Annotated in this window: 27 protein-coding genes; 23 read left to right on the top strand and 4 right to left on the bottom strand. The window is 53.2% G+C overall.

All coding sequences use genetic code 11. From position 1 onward, the window contains the following. Positions 1–171 precede the first annotated feature (171 nt). The 8 genes from fliD (at position 172) to NNX04_RS05730 (ending at position 6,646) form a co-directional block, all read left to right on the top strand. Positions 172–1,497 (top strand): flagellar filament capping protein FliD, encoded by a 1,326-nt coding sequence (fliD, locus tag NNX04_RS05765; protein WP_261947767.1) that lies wholly within the window; start codon positions 172–174, stop codon positions 1,495–1,497. Further along, complete coding sequence (gene fliS, locus NNX04_RS05760) at positions 1,497–1,898, top strand: flagellar export chaperone FliS (RefSeq protein ID WP_007640497.1); 402 nt, start codon at positions 1,497–1,499, stop codon at positions 1,896–1,898. Before fliD ends, fliS begins: the two co-directional genes overlap by 1 nt. Continuing rightward, on the top strand, positions 1,876–2,208 hold the full coding sequence (locus NNX04_RS05755) for a hypothetical protein (protein WP_157152494.1): 333 nt from the start codon (positions 1,876–1,878) through the stop codon (positions 2,206–2,208). Before fliS ends, NNX04_RS05755 begins: the two co-directional genes overlap by 23 nt. Continuing rightward, positions 2,209–3,537, top strand: a complete 1,329-nt coding sequence (locus tag NNX04_RS05750; RefSeq protein WP_261947766.1) for a flagellar hook-length control protein FliK — start codon at positions 2,209–2,211, stop codon at positions 3,535–3,537. It abuts the gene before it with no gap. An 83-nt stretch (positions 3,538–3,620) separates the two neighbouring features. Next, positions 3,621–4,091 carry a flagellar basal body-associated FliL family protein gene (locus NNX04_RS05745; protein ID WP_261947765.1) on the top strand — a complete coding sequence of 157 codons (471 nt, stop codon included), beginning with the start codon at positions 3,621–3,623 and terminating at the stop codon, positions 4,089–4,091. Positions 4,092–4,099: 8 nt separating this feature from the next. Beyond that, positions 4,100–4,834 (top strand): FliA/WhiG family RNA polymerase sigma factor, encoded by a 735-nt coding sequence (locus tag NNX04_RS05740; protein ID WP_007640506.1) that lies wholly within the window; start codon positions 4,100–4,102, stop codon positions 4,832–4,834. Positions 4,835–4,856: 22 nt separating this feature from the next. Continuing rightward, the gene (motA, locus tag NNX04_RS05735) at positions 4,857–5,729 is read left to right on the top strand and encodes a flagellar motor stator protein MotA (RefSeq protein WP_007640507.1); all 873 of its coding nucleotides are present in this window, start codon (positions 4,857–4,859) and stop codon (positions 5,727–5,729) included. Next, positions 5,726–6,646 (top strand): flagellar motor protein MotB, encoded by a 921-nt coding sequence (locus NNX04_RS05730; RefSeq protein WP_261947764.1) that lies wholly within the window; start codon positions 5,726–5,728, stop codon positions 6,644–6,646. Before motA ends, NNX04_RS05730 begins: the two co-directional genes overlap by 4 nt. Positions 6,647–6,648: 2 nt before the next feature. On the opposite strand, the gene NNX04_RS05725 is transcribed toward NNX04_RS05730, so the two are convergent. The 3 genes from NNX04_RS05725 to lafA (NNX04_RS05715) form a co-directional block, all read right to left on the bottom strand. Next, complete coding sequence (locus tag NNX04_RS05725) at positions 6,649–7,542, bottom strand: winged helix-turn-helix domain-containing protein (RefSeq protein ID WP_261947763.1); 894 nt, start codon at positions 7,540–7,542, stop codon at positions 6,649–6,651. 248 nt (positions 7,543–7,790) lie between these two features. Continuing rightward, a complete protein-coding gene (gene lafA, locus NNX04_RS05720) occupies positions 7,791–8,702 on the bottom strand; it encodes a lateral flagellin LafA (RefSeq protein ID WP_007640512.1) in 912 nt (303 codons plus the stop codon). A 153-nt stretch (positions 8,703–8,855) separates the two neighbouring features. Next, complete coding sequence (gene lafA, locus NNX04_RS05715; RefSeq protein WP_040391600.1) at positions 8,856–9,695, bottom strand: lateral flagellin LafA; 840 nt, start codon at positions 9,693–9,695, stop codon at positions 8,856–8,858. Between the two features lie 341 nt (positions 9,696–10,036). Between lafA (NNX04_RS05715) and NNX04_RS05710 the strand changes: the two genes are divergently transcribed. Together NNX04_RS05710 and NNX04_RS05705 are read left to right on the top strand one after the other, a co-directional pair. Then, positions 10,037–10,318 carry a hypothetical protein gene (locus tag NNX04_RS05710; RefSeq protein WP_261947762.1) on the top strand — a complete coding sequence of 94 codons (282 nt, stop codon included), beginning with the start codon at positions 10,037–10,039 and terminating at the stop codon, positions 10,316–10,318. Between the two features lie 36 nt (positions 10,319–10,354). Continuing rightward, a complete protein-coding gene (locus NNX04_RS05705; protein WP_261947761.1) occupies positions 10,355–10,942 on the top strand; it encodes a GAD-like domain-containing protein in 588 nt (195 codons plus the stop codon). A gap of 100 nt (positions 10,943–11,042) precedes the next feature. On the opposite strand, the gene flgA is transcribed toward NNX04_RS05705, so the two are convergent. Further along, complete coding sequence (gene flgA / locus NNX04_RS05700) at positions 11,043–11,885, bottom strand: flagellar basal body P-ring formation chaperone FlgA (RefSeq protein ID WP_261947760.1); 843 nt, start codon at positions 11,883–11,885, stop codon at positions 11,043–11,045. A 70-nt stretch (positions 11,886–11,955) separates the two neighbouring features. Between flgA and flgB the strand changes: the two genes are divergently transcribed. The 13 genes from flgB (at position 11,956) to NNX04_RS05635 (ending at position 23,192) form a co-directional block, all read left to right on the top strand. Beyond that, positions 11,956–12,333 carry a flagellar basal body rod protein FlgB gene (gene flgB / locus NNX04_RS05695; protein WP_261947759.1) on the top strand — a complete coding sequence of 126 codons (378 nt, stop codon included), beginning with the start codon at positions 11,956–11,958 and terminating at the stop codon, positions 12,331–12,333. A 2-nt stretch (positions 12,334–12,335) separates the two neighbouring features. Further along, positions 12,336–12,764 carry a flagellar basal body rod protein FlgC gene (gene flgC, locus NNX04_RS05690; protein ID WP_007640524.1) on the top strand — a complete coding sequence of 143 codons (429 nt, stop codon included), beginning with the start codon at positions 12,336–12,338 and terminating at the stop codon, positions 12,762–12,764. Then, entirely contained in the window at positions 12,764–13,438 is a 675-nt protein-coding gene (gene flgD / locus NNX04_RS05685; RefSeq protein ID WP_261947758.1) for a flagellar hook assembly protein FlgD, read from the top strand. The genes flgC and flgD overlap by 1 nt, the downstream gene beginning before the upstream one ends. A gap of 70 nt (positions 13,439–13,508) precedes the next feature. After that, positions 13,509–14,702 (top strand): flagellar hook protein FlgE, encoded by a 1,194-nt coding sequence (gene flgE, locus NNX04_RS05680; RefSeq protein ID WP_007640526.1) that lies wholly within the window; start codon positions 13,509–13,511, stop codon positions 14,700–14,702. 45 nt (positions 14,703–14,747) lie between these two features. Beyond that, positions 14,748–15,476, top strand: a complete 729-nt coding sequence (locus NNX04_RS05675; RefSeq protein ID WP_261947757.1) for a flagellar basal body rod protein FlgF — start codon at positions 14,748–14,750, stop codon at positions 15,474–15,476. A gap of 46 nt (positions 15,477–15,522) precedes the next feature. Then, positions 15,523–16,308 carry a flagellar basal-body rod protein FlgG gene (flgG, locus tag NNX04_RS05670; protein WP_007640529.1) on the top strand — a complete coding sequence of 262 codons (786 nt, stop codon included), beginning with the start codon at positions 15,523–15,525 and terminating at the stop codon, positions 16,306–16,308. Between the two features lie 8 nt (positions 16,309–16,316). Beyond that, on the top strand, positions 16,317–17,003 hold the full coding sequence (flgH, locus tag NNX04_RS05665; protein ID WP_261947756.1) for a flagellar basal body L-ring protein FlgH: 687 nt from the start codon (positions 16,317–16,319) through the stop codon (positions 17,001–17,003). 15 nt (positions 17,004–17,018) lie between these two features. After that, positions 17,019–18,119 carry a flagellar basal body P-ring protein FlgI gene (locus tag NNX04_RS05660; protein WP_261947755.1) on the top strand — a complete coding sequence of 367 codons (1,101 nt, stop codon included), beginning with the start codon at positions 17,019–17,021 and terminating at the stop codon, positions 18,117–18,119. Between the two features lie 9 nt (positions 18,120–18,128). Then, entirely contained in the window at positions 18,129–19,091 is a 963-nt protein-coding gene (locus tag NNX04_RS05655; protein ID WP_007640534.1) for a transglycosylase SLT domain-containing protein, read from the top strand. A gap of 129 nt (positions 19,092–19,220) precedes the next feature. Continuing rightward, positions 19,221–20,588: a flagellar hook-associated protein FlgK gene (gene flgK, locus NNX04_RS05650; RefSeq protein WP_040391604.1), complete on the top strand. Its 1,368-nt coding sequence runs from the start codon at positions 19,221–19,223 to the stop codon at positions 20,586–20,588. Between the two features lie 44 nt (positions 20,589–20,632). Then, positions 20,633–21,547, top strand: coding sequence for a flagellar hook-associated protein FlgL (gene flgL, locus NNX04_RS05645; protein ID WP_261947754.1), 915 nt, complete (start codon positions 20,633–20,635; stop codon positions 21,545–21,547). Positions 21,548–21,564: 17 nt separating this feature from the next. Continuing rightward, on the top strand, positions 21,565–22,605 hold the full coding sequence (locus NNX04_RS05640) for a hypothetical protein (protein WP_261947753.1): 1,041 nt from the start codon (positions 21,565–21,567) through the stop codon (positions 22,603–22,605). Between the two features lie 254 nt (positions 22,606–22,859). Then, complete coding sequence (locus tag NNX04_RS05635; RefSeq protein ID WP_261947752.1) at positions 22,860–23,192, top strand: tryptophan synthase subunit beta; 333 nt, start codon at positions 22,860–22,862, stop codon at positions 23,190–23,192. Positions 23,193–23,272 lie beyond the last annotated feature (80 nt).

Raw genomic sequence — 23,272 nt, 5'->3', positions numbered from 1 at the left:
TGTAAAGCATTGGGCTCTGTGTGAGTGAATGCGGAAACGGGTTTTCCTCCTGCGCTTCCCTGTGGCCTAAGCGGAAGTAATTTTTCTGCATGTTTTTTCATTAATCCTATATAAAACAATAGGTTATGTATTGGCATTGATATTGCTGAAACCCACGCGAGGAGAACTGCAATGGCGATAGATTCAGATTACGTTAAAAGCATGGCGACCCAGTTGGCGAATTACGAGGTGCAGTCCGCGCTGACGAAAGCGAATCGCAATGAGGCGAATTACAAAGCGAAGTTAACGGCGATTACCTCGCTGGAAACGGCGCTGAAAACCTTCAGTTCCAGTATCAAAAGTTTAAAGGGCACCAACAAAAGTGTGCTGACCAATAGCGCAACTTTCAGCAGTGAAGGTTATGCCAGCGCAACCGTCGGCACTGCGGCGATTGCCGGGAATTACCAGTTTTTTGTGAAGCAGCTTGCCAGCGCCCATCAGGTGTCGATTGAGGGGTTGAGCGATACCGATGTGGATACCAGTGGCACCTTGACCATCGGTCAGGGCAGCAGCAGTTTCAATATCGACCTGAGCAGCATCGACGGCGATGGCAACGGCAGTAACTCCCTCGCGGAAGTGGCGGCGGCAATTAATGGCGCGACCGACAACAGCGGCGTAAAAGCGACCCTGGTGCGCAGTAACGGTACGGTTTCGTTGGTGCTCGCCAGTGAAAAAACCGGTGTGACTAATGCGATTAGTGTGTCTACCTCGGGCACCAGTGGCGGCGCGTTTGATGCGGCGCTGACCAGCCGACGCGAACTGAGTGCGGCCAAAGATGCAGAAGTTTTGCTCGGTGGTGAAACGGGCATGTTGCTGACCAATGCCACCAACAATTTCGACAACATTATCGATGGTGTAAGCCTGAACTTTACCAAGGCTCATAACACGGGTGAGCAGCCGCTGTCGGTTACGGTGGGGCGCGATGACAAAGCCACCAAAGACAATGTGCAGAGTTTTATTACTGCCATCAATACGCTGCTGGGCTCGTTTGATTCACTGACCGCAAGCGGCGGTGAATCCAGTGAGCGCGGTGTATTGGCGGGCGACTCCAGTATCCGCTCGGTGGAGTCCACCTTGAACAAGCTGCTGCGCACCAGCTTTGGCGGCTCTAGTTTGATCGACTTTGGCATCTCCGCCGACCGTAGCGGCAATTTGACCATTGATGCCGCGCGCTTTGAAAAAGCGATTGCTGCCAACCCGGAAGGGCTGGACAAACTGTTTAACAGCAAAGATGCCTTGCTCGATAGCATCGACAAAAATCTCGCGGTTTACACCAGTGGTACCAACAACCTGATGAAGGCGCGCAAGGAGAGTTTGAACTCCATGCTCAGCCGGGTGGATGACCAGTTCGATGGCATCCAAAAACAATACGACAACTACTATGCCCGCTATCTGAAGCAGTACACCAGCATGATGCAGACGATGTCGGCCATGGAACAAACCTTCGGTATGTTTTGATGAACAATCCCTATCTCGCCAATGAAAGTTACGACAGTTATCGCTCTGTGGATTTGGAAGCGAAAGCCGCCACCGCATCGCCTTATGAGCTGGTACTGGTGTTGTTTGATGGGCTGCTGGATGAGTTGGCGCGCACGCGCGGCCACATTGAAGCCAAACGCTATCAGGAGAAAGGGCGCTCGCTGGAGAAGTGCCTGAATATCCTCAACGGTCTGAACAGCGCGCTGGATTACGACAATGGCGGCGAAGTGGTGCAGGGGCTATCGCGCTTGTACGACTACTGCATTTATCGCCTGTCCGATGTCAGCGTGAGCCTGTCGCTGGAAGGGTTGGAGGAGGTGGTTCATCTGCTCGGGGTAATCCGCGAAGGCTGGGACGGTGTCAATGCCCAACGCCGCTGATCGCTACCAGCAACTGCAATTGATTACCTTGGGTGAACAGCTAACGGAAGCCCTACGCGCCAAGGACTGGGAGCGTGTGGGGCAGGTTGATTTGCAGGTTCGCCGCTGTCTGGCGGAGTTGGCGACGGTTGAATCGCCCAGTCCTGAATTGCAAAAACTTAAAACGCAATTGCACGAGTTGTATGCGCGGGTATTGCCTGCCTACGCCAATGCCTGCGAGCAGCTGCGCCAGCTGCTGATAAACCATATGGATTATGCCGAGGGCCGCTCGGCCTACTTGCGTACCGATTTGTTGCAAGGTGAGAGATAAATGTTGTCATCACTGAGTTCTTCTACCGCCGCTGCAGCTGTTAGCGACGCGCCACTCATGGCGTCGGATACCAGCGCAATTACTGCTGACTCGCGCCAACTTACGGGTGACAACCCGGTGTTTGCCGCGCTATTGGCTGGCGGCAGTGCTGAAGAGGGCGCCGAATCATTGCCGGACGCCACCGTGGTGGCAGCCACTGGCGACCCACAAGCTGCGTTGGAAATAGATGCGGAGCAGTGGTTACAACAGGCGCTTGAACAGCAGCAAGTACAACTGCAGGTGCGCGCTATGCCAAGCCCTCTGGGGGATACCCAGGCCACCGTTGCAGCAACTAATTCACCGGCTCTGGTACCACTGCCATTGGCGCCAGCGGAAGTTCTACCCCAGGCATCGGGCGGGATAAGTGAGGCGATGACAGCATCGCCGTCCAGCATCCATTCCAGCGGCGCAACAATAGCCATCAACCCGGCCTTGTGGATGGCTCGAACGGCAACCGGGCCAGTGCCTGCCAGTTTGGCGGGAGCAGCTAGCCTGCAAGGTGCAGCAGCCCATTCGGTAGAGCAGGCGTTAGCGCCATCTGAGCAATCGTTGGGGCAAGCCCAGGTACAGCTGTCATTGCAGCCGTCACAGCAACAGTCACAACAGCAGTCACAACAACAAGCGGCGCCACAATCGCTACAAAAATCGCTACAACAATCACTTCAACAACCCATACCGCCGTCGGTGCCGCACTTGGCGCAGCAGGGCGCTGAAGTACCGCTGGTGGATTCGCCGCTGTTGGCGAGTGCAACAGCGGAATTCTCTAGCCCGGTTGTTGATCGTCCAGCCAGCCCAGCGGGCAACAGTATTTTTACTCTGGGCGATAAAGCGGTGCAGGACAGCAGTATCCAGGCAAGCGCAAAACTGCCTACACCCGAGGCGAAATGGGGCGAGCAGTTGTTACACACCCTGCGCGATCAGGTGCAGGTGCAAATCCAGCAGCGTATCCAGAATGCCACCATCCGGCTGGACCCGCCGGAGCTGGGCAGTTTGGAGATTTTCCTCAGTCATGAGTCCGGTCGCCTCAATGTGCAGATCAACGCCAGTCAGGCCGATGTAGCGCGCCTGTTGCAGCAGACCAGCGACCGTTTGCGCCAGGAATTGGCGGGCGGGCAATTTACCCAGGTGAATGTGCAGACCTCTAGCGAGGGACAATCCGGCCAGCAGCAATCCCGTCACAGCGCATCACGTTTTGTGGCGGAGGAAATAATTCAGGTCAACGGCCAGCCAGCAACCGATAACACACGCGGGCAAAGTGGCCAGGCTCGCGATGTATTGATTACGGTTTAACGCTTCGCGCTGGTGTTCATCAGCGCGGAATTTTTTAACAAATGCTTTTTAGTCAATGGAAAAGGGCAGACGCGGTTATGTTGATGCAGCGAATTATTTTGGCGGTTTTGGTAGTGAATACTCTGGCAGTGGCAGCGACGGCCTATCTCAACTTCCGGTTATTGAATCAACCTGTCGCCAGCGTAACGGAGAGCACTCCGGCCACCGGCGCGTTGCCAGCGCCCAAGACCGGCAAAGCGGAGGAGTACAAGTTTTTTGCGATCCAGAAAATTATTGTGAGCCTGCCGGGGGATGGCCGCGAACACTACTTTGTGCTGGATTTGGTGCTGCAAGCCAATAGCGATACCGACGATAAAAAGTTGCAACAAATTGACCCCATGGTACGCAATTCAGTGGTGGCGCATTTGTCGGCCATGACATTTAACCAGCTGCGCGGCCTACCCATCACCGAGCTGCAGGCGAAGTTGGAAGAAGTCGTTCTGGCGGATTTTGCCAGCCGTCAGGTGGTGCAGCCCTTTGACCACGTACTGGTTAGCAAACTGGTTGTGCAATAGGACTTTGTATGAACGCCACTTGCGCCATCGATTTTGATTACCTCGCCGGTCAGAGCACGGCGCCCACGTTTGCTCCCGAGCTTGAGCAGCAGTTGCTGATTCAATACTTGCCGCTGGTGAAACGCATTGTGCGCCAGCTGTCGCTGCAGGCAAGTCAGGTGCTGGATCGCGACGACATGGAGCAAATCGGCTTGATGGGGTTGCTGGAAAGCCTGCGTCGTTACGGCACACCCGATGAAAACTTTGGCAGCTTTGCCAAGTTGCGTATTCGCGGCGCGATTCTGGATGAACTGCGCCGGCAGGATTGGCGCCCGCGCCAGGTGCGCCAACAGGCCCATAAAATCCGCGATGCCATTCGTCTGTTAGCGCGGCAATTAGGGCGCGCGCCGCAGGATGCGGAAATTATGAAATTTACTGGCCTGAGTGAAAAAGATTACCAAGCCTTTTTACAGGCCGATGCCTGTGAGGCCATCGAAAGTTTGGATGAGCTATTGCTTAACGGCCCGGAAATATTTGCCGATGGCAGTTCGGGGCTGGAGGAGCGGGAAATCACCGAGCGGCTGTTAGCGCAAGCGCTGGCGGAATTAAATGAGCGCGAACGACTGATTTTAATTTTGTATTACCAACAAGAACTGAGTTTGAAAGAAATCGCGCTGGTGTTGGATCTAACCGACGCGCGGGTCTGCCAATTGAGTAAACAAGCCATCACCAAAGCCAGCCGCTTTTTGCGGGAACGCAGCTAACGGGAAACAGAGAGAGGCCATTGTGCAAAAAGTTATAGGTGCATTCATTATTGTGGGCTGTGTGCTCGGCGGTTACTCCATGGCGCACGGCGAATTGGCCATGCTCTGGCAACCGGCTGAAGTGCTTATTATTTTGGGTGCGGGTATCGGCAGTTTGGTGGTCGGTAATCCCAAAGAAGTGCTGGTGGAAATGTGCGCACAAATTAAAGGTGTGTTTGTGTTTGAGCGCCGCGGCGAAGAGTTCCAGCGCCAATTACTTATGTGTCTTTACGAGTTATTGGAAATGGTGGACGTAGGTGGCCTTAAAGCACTGGATGCCCATATCGAGGAACCGGAGGCGAGTGAATTATTTGCCAAGTACCCGCTGATTCTGCAAGAGCGCAACCTCATGGCATTTATTGCCGATAACTTCCGCTTGATGGCCATGGGCAAGATCAGTGCCCATGAACTGGAAGGGTTTTTGGAGCAGGAGTTGGATGCCATGGAGCATGCGCTGCTCCAGCCTTCGCGCTCGCTGCACAAAATCGGCGAAGCTATGCCCGGGTTCGGTATTCTTGCGGCGATCATGGGCATCATCATTACCATGGGCAATATTGGCGGTTCAGTGGCTGAAATTGGCGCTCATGTGGCGGCGGCGCTGGTGGGCACCTTTTTGGGCATTTTCATGTGCTACTGCGTGATGGAGCCCTTGAGTAACTCTATGAGTCAGCGCGTCAAAACCGAACTTTCCGCCCTGGAATGCGTGCGCACCACATTGGTCGCCCACTTGGCGGGCAAGCCAACCCTGCTGGCCGTGGATGCGGGCCGCAAACTGATCGAACAGGACGTTAAGCCCGCTTTCCGCCTGTTGGAAACCTGGGTTAACCGCTATGAGGATGAAAGGGACGCGGCATGAAAAAGCGTAGCGACAAAGATTCTGAAGTAATCGTCAAACGCCGCAAAAAAAGTAATCACGACGAAAACCATAGCGGTGCCTGGAAGGTGGCCTTTGCCGATTTCACTATGGCGATGATGGCGCTATTTATGGTGCTCTGGGTTATCACCCCGCAGAACGTTCAGCAAAGCACGGCGGCGGAAGCACTCACCAATCCCCTGGTGGATGGTGGTGCCGGGGTATTTGATGGCAATAGCCGCACCCCGCTTGAGCTGGAAGGCATTCCGCTCCAGCCCAATAAGCCAGAGGTGCCGGATGCGACATCCCAAAATACCAATCACCAGCCAATTAAATACAGCAGCCCGGCTGAGCTGAAAGAATTGGCGGGTTTGATGCAATCCCTTGCCCTGCAATTGGACGCACAAGCCAATATTGAAATTCAGGTTGTACCCCAGGGTTTGCGCATTTTGATTAAAGACGATCAGCAGCGCTTTATGTTTGCGCGCGGGAGTGATCGTTTGAATCCGCATTTTGCCCTGCTGTTGCAGCGCCTTGCCGGAGTGTTGGCGCAGGTGGGTAATAAACTGATTATCAGTGGTCACACCGACTCCACGCCTTATAAACGCCTAAATGGCTATAACAACTGGAATCTTTCCGGTGACCGCGCCTTGAGCGCACGGCAGGTGATGGTGGAGTCGGGTTTGGCGCCCGGTGCTGTACTGCAAGTCGCGGCGCAGGCAGATGTTATGCCTCTGCACCCGCAGGCACCGGAGGACGGTGCCAATCGGCGGATTGAAATATTGTTGTTAACCGCTAAAGCGGAGGGGCTGTACCGCGAGATTTTTGGTGATCAGCAAACCCGCGTTGATTACTCAAGTCAGCAGGCGGAGTTGATTGTGCCCGCCAAGGCCGACACAGGCACAACGCAATCCCTCTAGTATCAAAGGCAAGGCGCGAGATCGGCTTCCGTCAGTTGCGCCACTCCATCTACCGGTATATGCAAGCTGCGCGCGCCGCTGTCGGTGTGTAGGCATACCAGCGTCAACACATCGTTGTGCAACCCCAGCACCAGCTGCAGTGGCTCATCGGTCAGTTGTTTTACCCGCGTGCCAAGTGTTTCCCCCAAAGGCACTAACTGGACCATCTGCCCCGGCTGCTCCGGTGCATAAGTCAGAGTCAGGTTGCCCGCAAGGCTGGTTGCCGGTGTTTGTTTTTGCACTAACAGCATGCCAAATAAACTCAAGACCCCAATTCCCGCCAGCAAGGACAAACGCGAGCGCCAGAGGTTATTGCCAGTGTTTTGTTGTTCGTTAGCCGGTGGATTCATGCCGGTGAGGCTAACGACAGCATTCGGCAGCGGGGGATTCAGGTCAGGGCGGGCAGCCGCTACCGCGGCTTGATCAGCAATACCAATACTGGTGGTTGCTTCTATGTATTTGGGGTTCAACATATACCCGCGACGGGGAAGTGTTTGGATGATTTCCCGCTCTTTTTCATCCCCCAGAATTTGGCGCAAGGTGTAGATCTGCTGGTTCAGGCTACCTTGACCTACAACCCTGTCTGCCCATGCGTGACTCATTAGCTCTTCGCGTGCAATCACTTCTCCTGGTGTTTGCAACAATCGTTCAAGCAAGCGGCTGCCGGAAAACCCCAGGTCAATTTTTTCTTCAGTGCCGGCTTTAAACAGGCTGAGCTGATAGAGGGAGGGGTAAAAGAACGCAAGGCAATCGGCGTTCCCCGTTTTGATAGTCACGCGGGTCTGACGCTCGGGCGGTGTAGTTGCGCTGGTTTCGCCGCGCGCAGGGATGCTGGTCTCGCTAAGGGTCATTTCCATACAGATGTGAATTCAAAAGGTGGCAGACGGTTTTCTGGCGTCAACAAACGGATGCGCCAATCATAGCGCCGTTTTTACCACAATTTATTCCATTTAGTAGTTTCTACTCAGTAAAACTCGTTAATTTTTATAGGTTTAGCTATAAAAAAGAGCAACAGCAGAACAAATCGCACACATATGTTGATTTTGGCGACAAGCAAAAACGCCCCGACAAGCGGGGCGTTTAAGCGGGAGTACCCAGCTCGCTATTAACCGAGCAGTGACATCACCATACCTGGCATTTGACCAGCTTGTTTCAGCATGGAGATACCGGATTGCATCAACATGGAGTTTTTGCTCATGTTGGCGCTTTCCTTGGCAAAGTCGGCATCCACAATACGACCTTTGGACATGTCGGTATTGTCTTTCATGTTTGCCAGGTTGTTCGCAGTGTGGTTCAAACGGTTGATGTTGGCACCAAACAAGGCGCGCAGTTCACCTACCGAGTTCAGCGCCGTTTCAACCAGAGTGATGTTGCCGTTGGCGTTGGTGTTCACTGCAGTGGTGGCTACCTGGGTAGTGGCCAATTCCACACCGGGAGTACCGGCAGTGGTATAGGTGTCAGACACGGCTGCCAGTGCAGTGCCCAGTGCAGTCAGTTTGGCACTCACGTTCAGGGTCAGTTTTTCTGCGGAGCTGGCACCAATCTGGAAGTCCATTGCCGCCGAGAATTTACCGCCAGCACCCGTTACCAGTGTGCCGTCACTGAACAGGTTGGCGCCAGCAAACTTGGTGTTTTTGATGATGTTGGCCATTTCTTTACCCAACTCATCGTATTCGCCTTGCAGGGCAATCAGATCTGCACCGCTGTTGGTGGCGTTCGATGCCTGGGTGCTAAGGTCTTTCATACGCTGCAATATGTCGGTCATTTCATTGAATGCACCTTCAGCGGTTTGCAGCAGGGAAACTGAGTCACCCGTGTTGCGCATAGCCACTTCCATACCGCGTGATTGGGCATTTAAACGCGTGGCAATTTGCAAACCAGCCGCGTCGTCAGCCGCTGAGTTAATGCGCAGGCCAGTGCCTAAACGCTGTTGGTTGGTACCAAGGCTGTTGTTGGTTTTACTCAGGTTGGTTTGGGTAATCAACGAGGAGTAGTTGGTATGAATTGACAGTGCCATGTGAATATTCCTGTGCTAAGAAAGCGTGAAAATAAAAATCGGTTTTGTTGCTGGTTTATTTGCCTGCTACACCATCAAGGCGACGAAATCGTCCATTAACTTAAGGTGACACACGCAAAATATTTCCAGCATTAGCGCTATTTCTATTGGCCTTTAGCCAAGCAGTGACATCACCATGCCGGGCATTTGGCCAGCTTGTTTCAACATGGAAATACCGGATTGCATCAACATGGAGTTTTTGCTCATGTTGGCGCTTTCTTTGGCAAAGTCGGCATCCAAAATACGGCCCTTGGACATCTCGGTGTTGTCTTTCATGTTGGCCAGGTTGTTGGATGTGTGGTTGAGACGGTTGATGTTGGCACCGAACTGGGCGCGCATGGTGCCTACTGCATTAAGTGCGGTTTCCAACTCATCCATTGCGCTGCCGGAAGTGGTGGCATCGGTCAGTACTTCGGCTTTGATGGTGGTGATCGCATCAGTCACATCAGTCAGTTCGCCGCTGGCATCCAATGACAGGGTTTCCGCGCTGCTGGCACCAATTTGGAAGGTCATTGCAGCAGTGAATTTACCAGCGGCGGCAAACAGCGCTTCGCCAGCGTATTTGGTGTTGGTAATGATGTTGGTTAATTCATTACCCAACTCGTCGTATTCCGCTTGCAGTGCGGTGCGGTCATCCGTGCTGTTGGTATCGTTCGCTGCCTGGGTTGCCAGATCCTTCATGCGCTGCATGATATCGGTCATTTCATTGAACGCACCTTCCGCTGTTTGCAACAGTGAAACCGCGTCGCCGGTATTGCGCATAGCCACTTCCATGCCGCGCGATTGTGCGTTCAAACGGGTAGCAATTTGTAAACCTGCAGCATCGTCAGCAGCAGAGTTGATACGCAAGCCAGTACCAAGACGTTGCTGGTTAGTGCCAAGGGCATTGTTGGTCTTGCTCAGATTGGTCTGAGTGATCAACGACGAATAGTTGGTATGAATCGACAGAGCCATGGGAGTATTCCTGTGCTAAGTAAAACGTGAATGTAAAAACCTGTTTCGAAGCTGGCCATGTTTGCCTGCTGAAAGGTTAGGGCGACCGCCTCAACGCGGGACTTAAATCGAAGGGAAATTTTTTAGGAAGGGAGCAAGCAACCCGGTCGAATCACCGGTTCCTGCAGCGCCGTAATAGCCCGTAATTCAAACTGGCGCCAAACGTTGCGATAGTCTTTAATTGCACCCATCGCCAAGGCGAGTGGTTTAGAAGCAGACGCTTGTCATGGGCAAAATAATGTTTTGCGATGGGTGTTTTGGGAATGCGTTTTTTGGGTGTTTAATAAACGTTAGGAATGTATATGAGCTATATCGAAGTATTTGCAGAGCAAAAGAAAAAGCGAATTATATACACAGCTGTTTTCGCCATTTTTTTCCTGGTGGCAGTTTTATTGCGTCACTTATATGAAGGCTCATATATTTTTACTGTCCGTGCAGATATTGTTGCAGCGGCACTTCAAGTTATTGGTTTGCCTTTTATATTTCTATCAATCAAGTACATAAAGTGCCCATCTTGCAAAGAAAGTGCAGGCAGTGGTTGGAATATTAAAGAGTGTAAAAATTGCGGTGAAAAACTTAAATAGCAAAATAGCTTTTGACATGCTTTACGTGAGAACCCAATGACTATTGAGCTTCAGAATTTTATAAATTTTCATCAGCCATCTCAGAATTTGATGCGAGCGGATGAGTCCAAAATTATGCGCTACAAGGGGTATTTGCCAGATTGCCTTTTGGAGTTGTGGGCAGAGTATGGTTTCGGTCTATACGGTAATGGATTAATACAAATAATTGATCCTGATTTATATCGAGATAATCTCTGGGGTTGGTTAATGCGGGACGAGGAGGATATGGGTCGGTTGCCAATAGCACTGAGTGCATTTGGTGACGTTTTTTATTACAGAAAAGTCAGCGAAGAAGGTGACGAGGATGTTTCCTTTTTAAATCCGCATACTTCTGATGGCGGCGACCTTGTTTGGTCGCTTCATGATTTTTTCAATGAATGGTGCTGTGACGACGAAGTTATATCCGGCTTCCTGAATGCATCCATGTTTAAAGATGCTGTTTTGAAAAGTGGTTGTCTGGAAATGAATCAGATTTATTATTTTGTCCCTGCACTAAGGATGGGGGGTAATAAGTCGGTATCTCATATCGACAGAGGCGATGCGGTTGCTCACCTTGATTTTTTACTGCAATTGGCCCTTGAATAATCACCCTAACCCATCCTGTTCTTCACGCGTGCTTCATTTTGAAGTTGAATTGCAGACTTCTTTTTGAAGTGCGCGTTTGCGTTATTCAGATAACTCTCCCTCAAAAAATACTCGTTACCACCCCAGGCGCTATCACTTTTGCGTCGATGGTTTTTCCGCTGGATAAATTTTTCACTCTAATCACTTCTCCCTCCGCCGCATTGCTAATTGCCTCACCACTCATGGATGCGCTAATGCCGTCCTGGGTTGCCACAATTTTTACTTTGTCGCCGCGTTTTACGGCGAGGGGTAGGGCTATTAAGCCCGGGCTCAGTACCTGATTGGCGCGAATGCGGCGTTTGGCGCTCATACCAGTGACTTGTTTGGCGTGGTGATAAAACCCGCGTGGCGCTTTGCCTATATCGATTTCCTGGCTTTTTACATCTGCTGCGCTAATCACTTGGCCGCGATCAATAACCCGTGTTGCCACTAATACCGGTAGCCATACCTGCATCTCGGTAGCGACCTGCATGCGCCAACCGGGTTGGTCGGGGCAGGTGATGGTCAGGCGCTGGCGATAGTTGTCCGCCGCACCGCCGCTCACTGCGGGTGCTTGGCTGCAAGTGGCGAGGGTGCGTGTGCTGCCCAGTGGGGTGCTGGTGTGGGTGATGCGCATGCCTTGCCAGTTTTCGCGTTGTGCACTGGGGCGCATCAATGCACTCAGGTGCTGGTGAATGGCCTGGTCAACTTGTTGGTTGATTGTTGTGCTGGCCTTGCTGGTTGCCGGTAGCGCCAGCAGGAATAAACAAAAGCCGATCAGCTGCAACCAATGGGGGGAAGTGGTGCTTCCGCCTGTATTTCCCCTTGGGCCTAAATGCGGAAGGTGTCGCGTAATTTGTGCGCCGTTCATTTTCATAAAGTCCAATAAAATCAATCTGATATAGGTTGTTTTCGCTCTGGGCATGGTTCCTGCTAAAGCTGTGCCATCTACACCCCTTTCGAAGTTTTTAGGTGATGAGCAGAGGTTTTGGACGATGAGTATACGGATTGATGAGGCCTTGGGCGTGCATGCCCGCGCATTGGATCTGCGCGTACAGCGCAGTGAAATCCTCGCCGCTAACCTGGCGAATGAGGATACCCCCGGCTTTCAGGCGCGGGATATTGATTTTGCGCGTGAATTGCAGCGCGCTGATTCACCCTTCGATATTGGCGACATTTCACGGGCGGCGGATCAGCCTGCGAGTCCTGCTTTGCAATACCGCATTCCCATGCAGGCGGCGCTGGATGGCAACACGGTGGACTTGAGCCTGGAGCAGACCGCTTTTTCCAAAAACTCCATGGATTTCCAAACCAGCCTGACCTTTCTGACCATGAAATTCAGCGGTCTTAAACAAGCGATTGAGGGGCGATAACCATGGCATTTGAATCGATTTACAAAATTGCCGGTTCCGCCATGGGCGCCCAAACCGTTCGCTTGAACACTATCGCCAGTAACCTGGCTAACGCCGATTCCGCTGCCACCCGCGCAGAAGATGTGTATCAGGCGCGCAAGCCGGTATTTGCGGCGATTTATGAAAACGACCAGCTCACCCGCGGTGTTGGTTTGGGCGGTGCCCATGTGCAGGTGTTGGATGTGATCAGCGCCGGGCGCGAACCCCAGCGTCGCTATGAACCCGATAATCCGCTCGCTGACCGCGATGGCTATGTGTTTTATGCCGACATCAACCAGATTGAAGAGATGACCGACATGATGTCGGCCACACGCAGTTTTGAAACCAGCGTGGAAGTGCTCAATCGCATCAAAGGCATGCAACAGGGCCTGCTCAAATTAGGAGAGTCGTAATGGCGACGGTTACTAACAACACGGTATCCAATCCGTACAGCATCGATCAGGTGACTGCGAACACGGTGAATGTGAGCGATGCCACCCAGATGGAGAACAACTTCATCAGTTTGATGGTGGCACAAATCCAGAATCAGGACCCGACCAAGCCGGTCGACAGTACCGAGTTTCTCAACCAGTTCTCCGCCATGAGTCAGGTGAAGAGCATGGAAAACATGACCGAGCTGAGCAAAAGCAATCTGGTATTGCTGGACAACCTGCAAACCCTGACTGCTTCCGGTTTGGTGGGGCAGGAGGTCAAGGTATCGGTAGATAGCCTTGATGTGGGTTCGTCGCCTATTCGCGGCCAGCTCGATCTAGCGCATGCGGCCGGCGCAACCCTGATCACCCTGACCGATTCCAATGGGGTGAAAAAAGAGCTTCCGTTGGGGGCGCAAAGTGCCGGTTCGGTGCCGTTTGAAATAGACCCGGCCGCGCTGGGTTTGGCTCCCGGCCAGTACAAGGTTGAAGCGACTACTGATTCCGGCGAATTCCCGCGTGTTGAAGTGTCGGGCTTGGTGACCCACGTGCGCGTGAGTGCCGATGGCCCGGTGTTGGATGTGGCCGGTGCGGGTGCCGTGCCGTTTTACCGGATCACTGAATTTGGCCAGACGCCTGTTGCCGGGCTGCTGTAGTTATTAATCGCGTGATTCATTGCGTTTCTAATCGCGCTCCTCATCACCTATTGGATAAAAGGTAACTGCTATGAGCTTTAATATCGCCCTGACTGGCCTGAGCGCCGTCACCGAACAAATGGATACCATCAGCAACAATATCGCCAACGTGGGCACTACGGGTTTTAAATCCTCTCGCACGGAATTCGGCAGCATTTATGCCGACAGTCAGGCGATGGGTGTAGAAGTGCTCGGCCTGACCCAAAGCATCAGCAAAGGCGGTTCGCTAGTGTCTACCGGCCGTGAATTGGATTTGGCGATTGCCGGTGGTGGTTTTTTTATGACCAAAGGCGCAACCGGTGATATGCAATACACCCGTGCCGGGGTATTTGGCACCGACAAAAATAACCTGATTGTGGATACCCTCGGCCAGAACCTGCAGGGTTATCCCGTGGATGCCAATAACAACCTGCAGGTGGGTACCATCAGCAATCTGGCTTTACAAAATGCCAACCTGCCTGCGCGCGCGACCGACTCGCTGGCGTTTGTGATGAACCTGGATGCCAACGAAACCGTGCCGGTGCTGGCGCCGTTTGATCCCGCCAATGCTGACACCTTCAACTCTACTTACACCAGCAAGATGTTTGACTCACAGGGTAAAGAGCACACCCTGACGCAGTACTTTGTGAAAACCGCAGACAATAACTGGAACGCACACTATTACGCCGACGGTGTATCGCTGGGTGCACCCCAAGCGCTGGTATTTAACACCAGCGGTCAACTGACTACACCTGCCGCGGCGACGCCAGTGAATGTCAACTACGCCCCGCCCGGTGTAGAGCCTATGACCATTGCAATTGATTACACCCGCTCCAGCCAATCCGGCTCCAACTTTGTGGTAACCACCAACCGTCCTTCGGGTTATGCGTCGGGTGAGCAGATTGGTATTGCGGTCGAAAAAGACGGAAAAATCTACGCCAACTACAGCAATGGCGAGCGCCTGCTGCAAGGTCAGGTCGCCATGGCAACTTTCGCCAACATGGAAGGTTTGCAAAATGAAAGTGGTACGCGCTGGAGTGAAACCTCTGAATCTGGCTCGCCACTGATTGGTATCCCCGGTATCGGTGCTTTTGGTGAGCTGCGCACTGGCTCGCTGGAAAACTCCAACGTGGATCTCACCCAGCAATTGGTGGGATTAATGGAAAGCCAACGCAACTACCAAGCCAATACCAAGGTGTTGTCGACCAATAAAGAACTGACGCAAGTGCTCTTCGGCGCTATTTAATCTGCCGTTTACCGGGCACCACTCCAGCCACAAAAGGTTTGAACTATGGATCGTTTGGGATACACCGCTATGACCGCCGCCAGTCGCACCCAGCTCTCGCTGCAAGTGCGCGCCAATAACCTCGCCAATGCTAGCACTACCGGTTTTCGCGCGGATCTGGAACAGGCCAAAGCAGTCAGTGTGGATGGCTATGGCTACGACAGCCGCCATATGGCGCTGGCGCAGAACAACGGTGTTGATCTGACGCCCGGCCCGCTGATCACCACCGGGCGCGATCTGGATTTCGCCGTGAAAGGGCAAGGTTTGATCGCCCTGGATGACGGTGGCGCTGAGGTTTACACGCGCAACGGCAATATGCAGGTGGATGCCGAGCTGCGTTTGACCATCAATGGTCGGCCAGTGATGGGCGAGGGCGGCCCTATTGTGCTGCCGGACTACGACAAGGTTCATATCGGTTCTGACGGTGTGGTTTCCGTGCTGCCCAAAGGCGAAACCCTGATGGCAGAAGTGGATCGCATCAAACGTGTGGATGTCGCTGCTGCTGACTTGATGAAAGACGCCAGCGGCATGCTGGTCACCAAAAACGGTGCACCGGCAGAGGTTAGCGATGCCGTGGTGCTGGTGTCTGGTCATCTGGAATCGAGCAACGTCTCAGCGATTGATCAATTGGTCGCGTCCATGAGCCTCAATCGCTTGTTTGAAACACAAGTGAAAATGATGAAAGCCGCGGAGGACATCTCCAACGCGGGCAACCGCATGATTCGCGGCAGCTAATGCCAGCACTTGGCGTTTAAAAAGAGCAAACAAGAGGAATAGTGCAATGAGTTCAGCATTGTGGGTAAGCAAAACCGGCCTGGCCGCGCAAGACAAGGCCATGGCCACTGTGGCCAACAACCTGGCCAACGTGAATACCACCGGTTTTAAAAGTGACCGCGTGGTGTTTGAGGATTTGTTCTACGCCATTGAATTACAGCCGGGCGCCCAGGCCGATCAGGTCAATACTGTGCCCTCCGGTATTCAGCTCGGCAGCGGTGTGCGCGTGGCGGGCACACAAAAAGTCTTTACCGAAGGTAATGTCCAAACCACTGGCCAGCCGATGGATTTAGCGATTATCGGTAGCGGTTTCTTTCAGGTGGAGTCGCCCTCTGGTGAAACCTTTTACACCGAGAGCGGCCAGTTGCAGTTGAATGCCGAAGGGGTAGTGGTGAATGCCCAGGGCTTGCCCTTGATTCCCGCGATTGAAGTGCCCACCGGCGCCAGCCGTTTCACCGTAGGTAGCGACGGCATAGTTACGGCGGTATTGCCGGGCGATACCAATCCGGTCGAACTAGGCCAAATCACCCTCGCTAACTTTGTAAACCCGGCTGGCCTTGAGGCGCTGGGGGGCAACCTCTACAAAGAAACCGTCGCCAGCGGTGAACCGGTAGAAGGTGTGCCGGGTGAAGAGGGTTTGGGTTTGATCAAGCAGGGTGTGTTGGAAGGTTCAAACGTGCAGGTGGTGGAGGCTATGGTATCCATGATCGCCATCCAGCGTGCCTATGAAGCCAACGCCAAGGTGCTGGACGCGTCGTCCAGCATGCAGCAATTCCTCAACCAGACAGTGTGATTCTGACTATGTGTGGATTTTCTGTCGCTGTGACACGGCTGCTGGTGCTGGCTTGCCTGCTCTCTTCATTGGTTGGTTGCCAGCGTTTTAAAGCGGCGATGAATGATGACGATGGGGTGGATTACCAACCGCCCGCATTGGATTACAGCCAACCGGCAGCCACCAGCGGCGGGCTGTTTCGCACGGGGCACACAGGCTCCCTATTGCAGGACAAACGCGCCTTGCGTGTGGGCGATATTCTCACCATCGTGCTCGATGAATCGACCCAATCCAGCAAAAGCGCGGGCACCAGTTACGGTAAATCCTCCGATGTGAGTATGGGCGTGCCAACCGTATTCGGTTCAACAGTGCCGGATCTGGAATCCTCTTTATCCAGCTCGCGTGACTTCAGCGGTTCCGCCGCCAGTTCCCAGCAAAATACCCTGCGCGGCGCCATCGCGGTGACGGTGCATCAGGTTATGCCTAATGGCACTTTGTTGGTCAAAGGCGAGAAGGCATTGAAGTTAAATCAGGGCGATGAATATATCCGCCTGAGTGGTTTGGTGCGCTTGGAAGACATCAACAGCAACAATCAGATTTCATCGCAAAACGTCGCCAATGCGCGCATTTCCTACGCTGGTCGCGGCGCGTTGAACGACAGCAACTCGGCTGGTTGGTTGACCCGTTTCTTCACTCATCCTTTGTTCCCCCTGTAAGTGGAGACTCTGTTCATGCGCTTTTTTTCCTGGTCGTTCCTCATTCTTGTCGCACTGTTGTGTTTGCCTGTGAAGGCAGTGCCGCTGATGGATTTGGTGGACATTGAAGGTATTCGCCCCAACCAGCTAATCGGTTATGGCCTGGTGGTGGGCTTGGACGGTACTGGCGATAAAAATCAGGTCAAGTTCACCAGTCAGTCAGTGGTCAATATGGTCAAGCAGTTTGGCATCAACCTGCCGCCGAATATCGACCCAAAACTCAAGAATGCGGCGGCGGTAATGATCACGGCGTCAATTCCGCCGTCATATGGCCCCGGTCAAACGGTGGATGTCACTGTGTCCTCACTGGGCGATGCCAAAAGCCTGCGTGGCGGCCAATTACTCATGACCCCGCTGGTGGGGGTGGATGGCGAAACCTATGCGCTGGCACAGGGCGCTTTGGTGGTTGGCGGTTTGAATGCACAGGGCAATAGTGGCTCCAGTGTGGCGATTAACTCCGCCAACGCCGGGCGTATTCCCGGTGGTGCCACAGTAGAGCGCGCGATTCCAACAGATTTCGCCGAACGCAAAGAGATCACCCTCAATATCCGTGAGCCCAGTTTCCAAACCGCAACCAAAATCGTCGATGCCATTAACGCCAAATTTGGCACGGGCATCGCGACTGCGCTGAACGGCACGCGCATTGCCCTGCAGGCACCCAGCGCTGCGAATCAGCGCACCAGTTTTGTCGCTATGTTGGAAGGCCTGGAAGTCCAAACTGGCCGCACACGCCCCAAAGTGGTGTTCAACAGCCGCACCGGCACCGTGGTTGTCAGCGAAGGTGTGCGGGTTAAAGCGGCGGCGGTAAGCCACGGTACGCTCACAGTCACCATCAACGAAACAGCGCAAATCAGCCAGCCGGGCGCCTTTGCCCGTGGGCAAACCGCGGTGGTGCCCAATTCTGATGTGAATGTCAGCCAGGAGGCCAATGCCATGTTCAAGTGGCCGGAAGGTGCCAGCCTGGACAGCATTATTAATACCGTCAACAGCCTTGGCGCCACACCCGATGATGTCATGAGCATTCTGCAAGCGCTGGAGCAGGCGGGTGCACTGAACGCCGAGCTGATAGTGATTTAAGGACCCGCCATGAGTATCGTCTCCCTCAACAACTCCGCTAATACTTCGGCAAGCAGCAATGCTATTGCTGCCTCGCCCTCCGCATTGGAAGCGGCCGCCGAGCAGTTCGAAGCTTTATTTTTACAACAAGTGCTCAAGCAAATGCGCAAAGCGGGCGATGTACTCGCCGCCGATAACCCTATGCGCAGCCGCGAGCTGGACACCATGCGCGATTTTTACGATGGCATGCTCGCCGATACCCTTGCCAGCAAGCGTCAAACCGGTATTGCCGATTTATTGGTACAGCAGCTCTCGGGCAAGGCCAATCAATTGGACACTCTTGATGAAGCCAGCGAAACCGCGCGCGCCGCTGCTTTACCCGAGCGCTCCAGTGCAAGCATGGATTCCCTGCGCAGTACCTGGCAGCGCAGTGTGGATAGCCTGGCCAATGTCTGGAATAAAGGTTCAACCGGCTTTAAGGCACTGGTCGACAGTGTGATCAAACAGGAATCGGCCGGGCAGGTGGATGCAGTATCCCCCAAAGGTGCGTTGGGAATTATGCAGTTGATGCCCGATACCGCCCGCCAAATGGCGCAGGAATTAGGTGTGAATTTCAATCTGGGGCGCCTCACTCGCGACGCGGATTACAACAAACAATTGGGCAGCGCCTTTTTGTCGAAACTACTGGAACGTTATGACGGCGAACAAGCGCTGGCCGTAGCTGCTTACAACGCTGGCCCGGCGCGGGTAGATGAGTGGCTGGAGCGCCACGGCGATCCACGCATTGGCGACATCAGTGTTTCGGCTTGGGTCAGGCAGATTCCGTTTAAGGAAACCCGTGAGTACACCAGCAAAATTCTGGCGGATTTAGGGCAGTCAGCAAGCCTCAAGCAAGACCAGGCGGCAGCAAGTGTTTTACCCCTGATTCCGGGGCAGGAACGATTTAAGTCCGCCCCGATTCCGGTCGCCCTAACACAGAGAACTGACAAATAAAGTACAGAAGATTAGAAAGTTAAGAAGATTAGGAAAGTTAGAAAGTACAGAAAATTTAAACGCCAATTCCACATCCCTGCGCAGGTTCACTAAACCAGCCCGGGAATAATGGCAGACAAGGTTAACGATATGAGTTTTCTCAACCAAATCGCCCTCAGTGGTGTGCGCGCCGCCCAGGTTGCCATAGCCACCACCGGGCAGAATATCGCCAACGTCAACACGCCTGGTTTCAGTCGTTTGAATACCGTTACCCAGTCCCTTGCCGGGCCCGGCGGGTTAAACGTTGGGGGCGGGGTAGAGGTAAGCAGTATTCGCCGTATGGCGAGCGAGTTCCAAAATCAACAGCTCTGGCGCGCCACTACCGAGCAAAATTACTACGCCAGTCGGCAGGAGTACCTGACTTCGCTGGAAGGTTTAATGTCCGGCACTGGCTCTAGTATCAGTGTGGGCTTGGATCAGTTTTTTGCCGCCCTGAGCGAAGCCAGCGCCACGCCCAACTCGATTGCGTTACGCCAGCAGGTCGTCGCTGAAGCGGGCAATATGAGCCAGCGTTTTAACGGTTTGAGCAGCAATATCGATGCTCAGGTGCAAGCCCTGCACGAACAGCGCACGGCCATGGTGACGACCATCAATGGCCTGACCGATAACATCGCCAAACTCAATAAAAAAATCATTGAAGCGGAAGCCGTAAAAGGCGATACCACCGCGTTGCGCGACCATCGCGACAGCTTGGTACAAGACCTTAGTCAATATGCATCGCTGCGTGTCAATGAAGTGCCCGATGGCTCACTCAGCGTTACGCTCTCCAATGGCCAGCCGTTGGTGGCAGGTATCTCTGCAGGTCAATTGCAGGTGTCGCTGCTGGCGACGGGCGAACAGCAGGTATCGCTGTCCTTTTTAGGCACCAGTTTTCCGCTTAAACAGGATAATTTCGGCGGCTCGTTTGGCGGTTTGTACGACGCTGAATATGGCGAGCTGCGCCCGAATCAGGAGGCCCTGCATGAAATGGCCGCGCAGTTTGCGCAAAAAGTGAATGATATTTTGGTCACCGGTTTTGATTTGGCGGGTAACCCCGGTCAGCCGCTGCTCAGCTATGACCCCACCAGTTCCACCCAGCTGCTCAAGGTTAATAATCTGACCCCGGAGCAACTGGCGTTTTCCTCGGTGGCGGGCGAGACCGGCAATAACGAAGTGCTACTGGATTTACTCGCTATCAAAAGTCAAAACATCACCTTAAATGGTAGTTCGGTGACTTTAAACGATGCCTACACCAGCTTACTGGGTACGGTTGCCAGCAATAGCCGCCAAAATCAGGCCGATTTGAAATCCACCACCACGGTGACCCAGCAGGCACAAGCCCAGCGTGACAGTGTCAGTGCCGTCAGTCTGGATGAAGAGGCGGTCAACCTCATGACCTACCAGCAGGCCTATCAGGCCAATATGAAAGTGATCAGCACTGCCAACCAATTATTTGATGACATGCTTGCTGCCTTTTAAGGCGCTGCAAGCATCCACTATTTTCAGGATTCAAGGGGCATAACATGCGCATTACCAACGCACAAATCACCGCTACCATGCATAACTCAATGAACGGTAATTCGGCGCAGTTGGGCAAAATCATGCAGCAGTTGGCGACCAATAAGCGCTTGTTACTGCCGTCGGATGATCCCATCGCCAGCGTCAGGGTTATGCGTGTGCAACGCGAAGAGGCCAGCCTGGAGCAATATCGCAAAAACATCGATAACGTGTCCGGCAGCCTGTCGACCCAGGAGGCAAACCTCATCTCCATGTCCGATGCCATGCTCAATGTGCGCGATCGCCTGTTATGGGCCGCCAATGGTTCCAATACCAGTGAAGATCTGGCCGCTATCGCCGGTGAGTTGGAAAACCTCGAAAAAACCCTGTTCAGTGCCATCAATGTACGCGATGAAGAGGGACGCTACCTGTTCTCCGGTACGCTCAGCGATACCCCCGCCGCGACTTACGACACGGCGACCGAAACCTACAGCGTGACTGGCAATGACAAACATCGCCAAGCCGCCGTAGCCAATGGTGTACTGCTGGCCGAGAACGTCACAGCTCATTCAGTCTTTGGCGCGGGTCTGGATATGCTCAATGAACTGCATGGTTTGGTTGCGACACTCAAAGATCCACTGCTCGATGCTTCTGACCCAGCGGTGCGTGCGCAAATTGAAACCACCATCAACCAACTGGATACCACCCATAACAAGTTGCTGGCGACAGTCACTGAGTTGGGTGGTCGTCAAAATACCTTGACGCTGCTCAGCGACAGCAATGATGAGGTGTCACTGGTCAACAAGAAAATTGAAGGTGAGTTGTCCAATTTGGATTACGCCGGTGCAACGATTGATCTCAACAATTATCAATTGGCGCTACAAGCAACACAGAAAACTTATCTGAAAATTAATCAGTTATCGCTCTTTAGTTTGCTGTAATCAGAGGAGCTATAGCGATGAAGATCGACAAGCAAAACCCTGTCGCCAATGCCTTGGATACGCGTGCGCAAGCGCGGCCGCAAGTCGCTACTGCAAGTGCGTCGCGTCAGGCTGCGCAGGAACCGCCAGCGCGCGAAGCCCGCACACCAAAAAGTGCCGGGGGCAGCAAGGGTTTTAATCTTCAACTTAATCAGCAGTTATCCTCCATGCAGGCAGCGGATCGCTATTTGGGCGATTTGTCAGAGCAATTATCGACGTTGAAACTGAGCATTAGTCGCCAGCTCAGCGCACCACAATCGGCTAGTGAGCGCGAGACTATTGCGCATCATTTGCAGCAGGCAAATAGTTTGCTCGCTGAACGCAGCAAACGTTCCGGCCAATCGCTGGACGCCAATTTCAAGTTGCGTCTCAACGAACCCTTGCGTAGCCGTTTTACGATTGACGGGTTGGAATCACTGGAAACCATTCAGCACGCGGGTAAAGAAACACTGTTATTCACTGCCGGTCGCGCGTTGCCGGAGCCGGTCGCGCTGGTGCTCGATGAAGGCATGAGTGAAGAGCAAATACTGCGTCGCTTGAACAGTAGTTTTGGTAGCGTGGGTATTCGCGCCGAGTTAGATCCGGATGGCGCGCTCAAGTTTTCCATGCCGGAAAATGATTGGCAGCTGTTCAAGGAGCAGTTGAAAGTGAAAGGAGAGGGCAAACTATTCCCCGCACTGGGTAACGGTATCGCCCCGACCACTGAAGATGGCTTTTTGGCGTTAAGCGCGGCCCTGACACAGGAGTCATTCCGTGAATTGCGTCAGCTGCTGGACTCGGTGGTTACCGCGCTGGATCGTATCAGCAGTCTGCGTCAACACATCAGCCTGCGGCAGGAGGATGTTCGCGAGTTTTTGGCCCAGCAAGAGAGTCAGGACGAAAAACAATGGGCGTTGAATTTTGCGGGTGCCGTATTTGATATTCAGGGACGTAAAGCGTCCAACTATGCTGTGGTTACACAAACTGTTGTCGCACAGGCGCAGCTCACGCGCTTCGCCGTGGTCAGCCTCTTGTCGTGATTTGTTAAACAGCTCCAAACACGCAAGTCTTCATTTCCCGCCTTGTAGTACGGGCACTTTTTTAGCTTATTGACCCTAAGAGGTTAGCGCTCATGAGCGGCTTTAATTCGCGCTCCCATGAAATTAACCCTGATACAGCCAAACCGCGTAGCAATCCGTCGTCCGGTACCGGCAACCGCAGAGGTATTCTTCGCTTGGGAAACCTTGTAACATCCTTGTTTATTCTTATAACAAAGCGATGGCGGGGAACAGCAATGGTTTATGTACAGCGCGATGCACAAGGCAAATTGCTCAGAGTTGAGCCAGCCCCCTTTGATGGCATGAGCGAACCTATTTCCGTAGAAAGTGAAGAACTGCACAATTGGTTAAAAGTTAAAGAAGAAGTTAAGGCCCGTTTGGAAAGCCTTCATTCTTCTGACCTCGAACTGGTTCGTGTACTCGAAGATGTGGTCAACGTATTGGTGGATCGCGGCGTTATCCAATATACAGATCTCCCTGAGGCAGCACGTACCAAGCTGGATCAGCGCGCTGTTGCTCGCGCCGACATTGAAGGCTTAACCAGTTTGCTAAAAGATTCCGGCGAGTAATACAGATTACTCCTGTTTTTCATTCCAACCCCGCTACCTGCGGGGTTTGTTGTTTTTGGGGTTGTTGATTCTTGTGGAGT

The sequence above is a fragment of the Cellvibrio sp. QJXJ genome (assembly GCF_024452345.1).
Classification (GTDB): Bacteria; Pseudomonadota; Gammaproteobacteria; order Pseudomonadales; family Cellvibrionaceae; genus Cellvibrio.
This window is presented reverse-complemented; position numbering and strand designations above follow the sequence as displayed.

What these genes read in the sequence shown, in the direction of transcription:
- fliD (WP_261947767.1), top strand. Translation starts at nt 172, where the DNA reads ATGGCGATAGATTCAGATTACGTTAAAAGCATGGCGACCCAGTTGGCG.
- fliS (WP_007640497.1), top strand. Translation starts at nt 1,497, where the DNA reads ATGAACAATCCCTATCTCGCCAATGAAAGTTACGACAGTTATCGCTCT.
- NNX04_RS05750 (WP_261947766.1), top strand. Translation starts at nt 2,209, where the DNA reads ATGTTGTCATCACTGAGTTCTTCTACCGCCGCTGCAGCTGTTAGCGAC.
- NNX04_RS05745 (WP_261947765.1), top strand. Translation starts at nt 3,621, where the DNA reads ATGCAGCGAATTATTTTGGCGGTTTTGGTAGTGAATACTCTGGCAGTG.
- NNX04_RS05740 (WP_007640506.1), top strand. Translation starts at nt 4,100, where the DNA reads ATGAACGCCACTTGCGCCATCGATTTTGATTACCTCGCCGGTCAGAGC.
- NNX04_RS05730 (WP_261947764.1), top strand. Translation starts at nt 5,726, where the DNA reads ATGAAAAAGCGTAGCGACAAAGATTCTGAAGTAATCGTCAAACGCCGC.
- NNX04_RS05725 (WP_261947763.1), bottom strand. Translation starts at nt 7,542, where the DNA reads ATGGAAATGACCCTTAGCGAGACCAGCATCCCTGCGCGCGGCGAAACC.
- lafA (WP_007640512.1), bottom strand. Translation starts at nt 8,702, where the DNA reads ATGGCACTGTCAATTCATACCAACTACTCCTCGTTGATTACCCAAACC.
- lafA (WP_040391600.1), bottom strand. Translation starts at nt 9,695, where the DNA reads ATGGCTCTGTCGATTCATACCAACTATTCGTCGTTGATCACTCAGACC.
- NNX04_RS05710 (WP_261947762.1), top strand. Translation starts at nt 10,037, where the DNA reads ATGAGCTATATCGAAGTATTTGCAGAGCAAAAGAAAAAGCGAATTATA.
- NNX04_RS05705 (WP_261947761.1), top strand. Translation starts at nt 10,355, where the DNA reads ATGACTATTGAGCTTCAGAATTTTATAAATTTTCATCAGCCATCTCAG.
- flgA (WP_261947760.1), bottom strand. Translation starts at nt 11,885, where the DNA reads ATGCCCAGAGCGAAAACAACCTATATCAGATTGATTTTATTGGACTTT.
- flgB (WP_261947759.1), top strand. Translation starts at nt 11,956, where the DNA reads ATGAGTATACGGATTGATGAGGCCTTGGGCGTGCATGCCCGCGCATTG.
- flgC (WP_007640524.1), top strand. Translation starts at nt 12,336, where the DNA reads ATGGCATTTGAATCGATTTACAAAATTGCCGGTTCCGCCATGGGCGCC.
- flgD (WP_261947758.1), top strand. Translation starts at nt 12,764, where the DNA reads ATGGCGACGGTTACTAACAACACGGTATCCAATCCGTACAGCATCGAT.
- flgE (WP_007640526.1), top strand. Translation starts at nt 13,509, where the DNA reads ATGAGCTTTAATATCGCCCTGACTGGCCTGAGCGCCGTCACCGAACAA.
- NNX04_RS05675 (WP_261947757.1), top strand. Translation starts at nt 14,748, where the DNA reads ATGGATCGTTTGGGATACACCGCTATGACCGCCGCCAGTCGCACCCAG.
- flgG (WP_007640529.1), top strand. Translation starts at nt 15,523, where the DNA reads ATGAGTTCAGCATTGTGGGTAAGCAAAACCGGCCTGGCCGCGCAAGAC.
- flgH (WP_261947756.1), top strand. Translation starts at nt 16,317, where the DNA reads ATGTGTGGATTTTCTGTCGCTGTGACACGGCTGCTGGTGCTGGCTTGC.
- NNX04_RS05660 (WP_261947755.1), top strand. Translation starts at nt 17,019, where the DNA reads ATGCGCTTTTTTTCCTGGTCGTTCCTCATTCTTGTCGCACTGTTGTGT.
- NNX04_RS05655 (WP_007640534.1), top strand. Translation starts at nt 18,129, where the DNA reads ATGAGTATCGTCTCCCTCAACAACTCCGCTAATACTTCGGCAAGCAGC.
- flgK (WP_040391604.1), top strand. Translation starts at nt 19,221, where the DNA reads ATGAGTTTTCTCAACCAAATCGCCCTCAGTGGTGTGCGCGCCGCCCAG.
- flgL (WP_261947754.1), top strand. Translation starts at nt 20,633, where the DNA reads ATGCGCATTACCAACGCACAAATCACCGCTACCATGCATAACTCAATG.
- NNX04_RS05640 (WP_261947753.1), top strand. Translation starts at nt 21,565, where the DNA reads ATGAAGATCGACAAGCAAAACCCTGTCGCCAATGCCTTGGATACGCGT.
- NNX04_RS05635 (WP_261947752.1), top strand. Translation starts at nt 22,860, where the DNA reads ATGGTTTATGTACAGCGCGATGCACAAGGCAAATTGCTCAGAGTTGAG.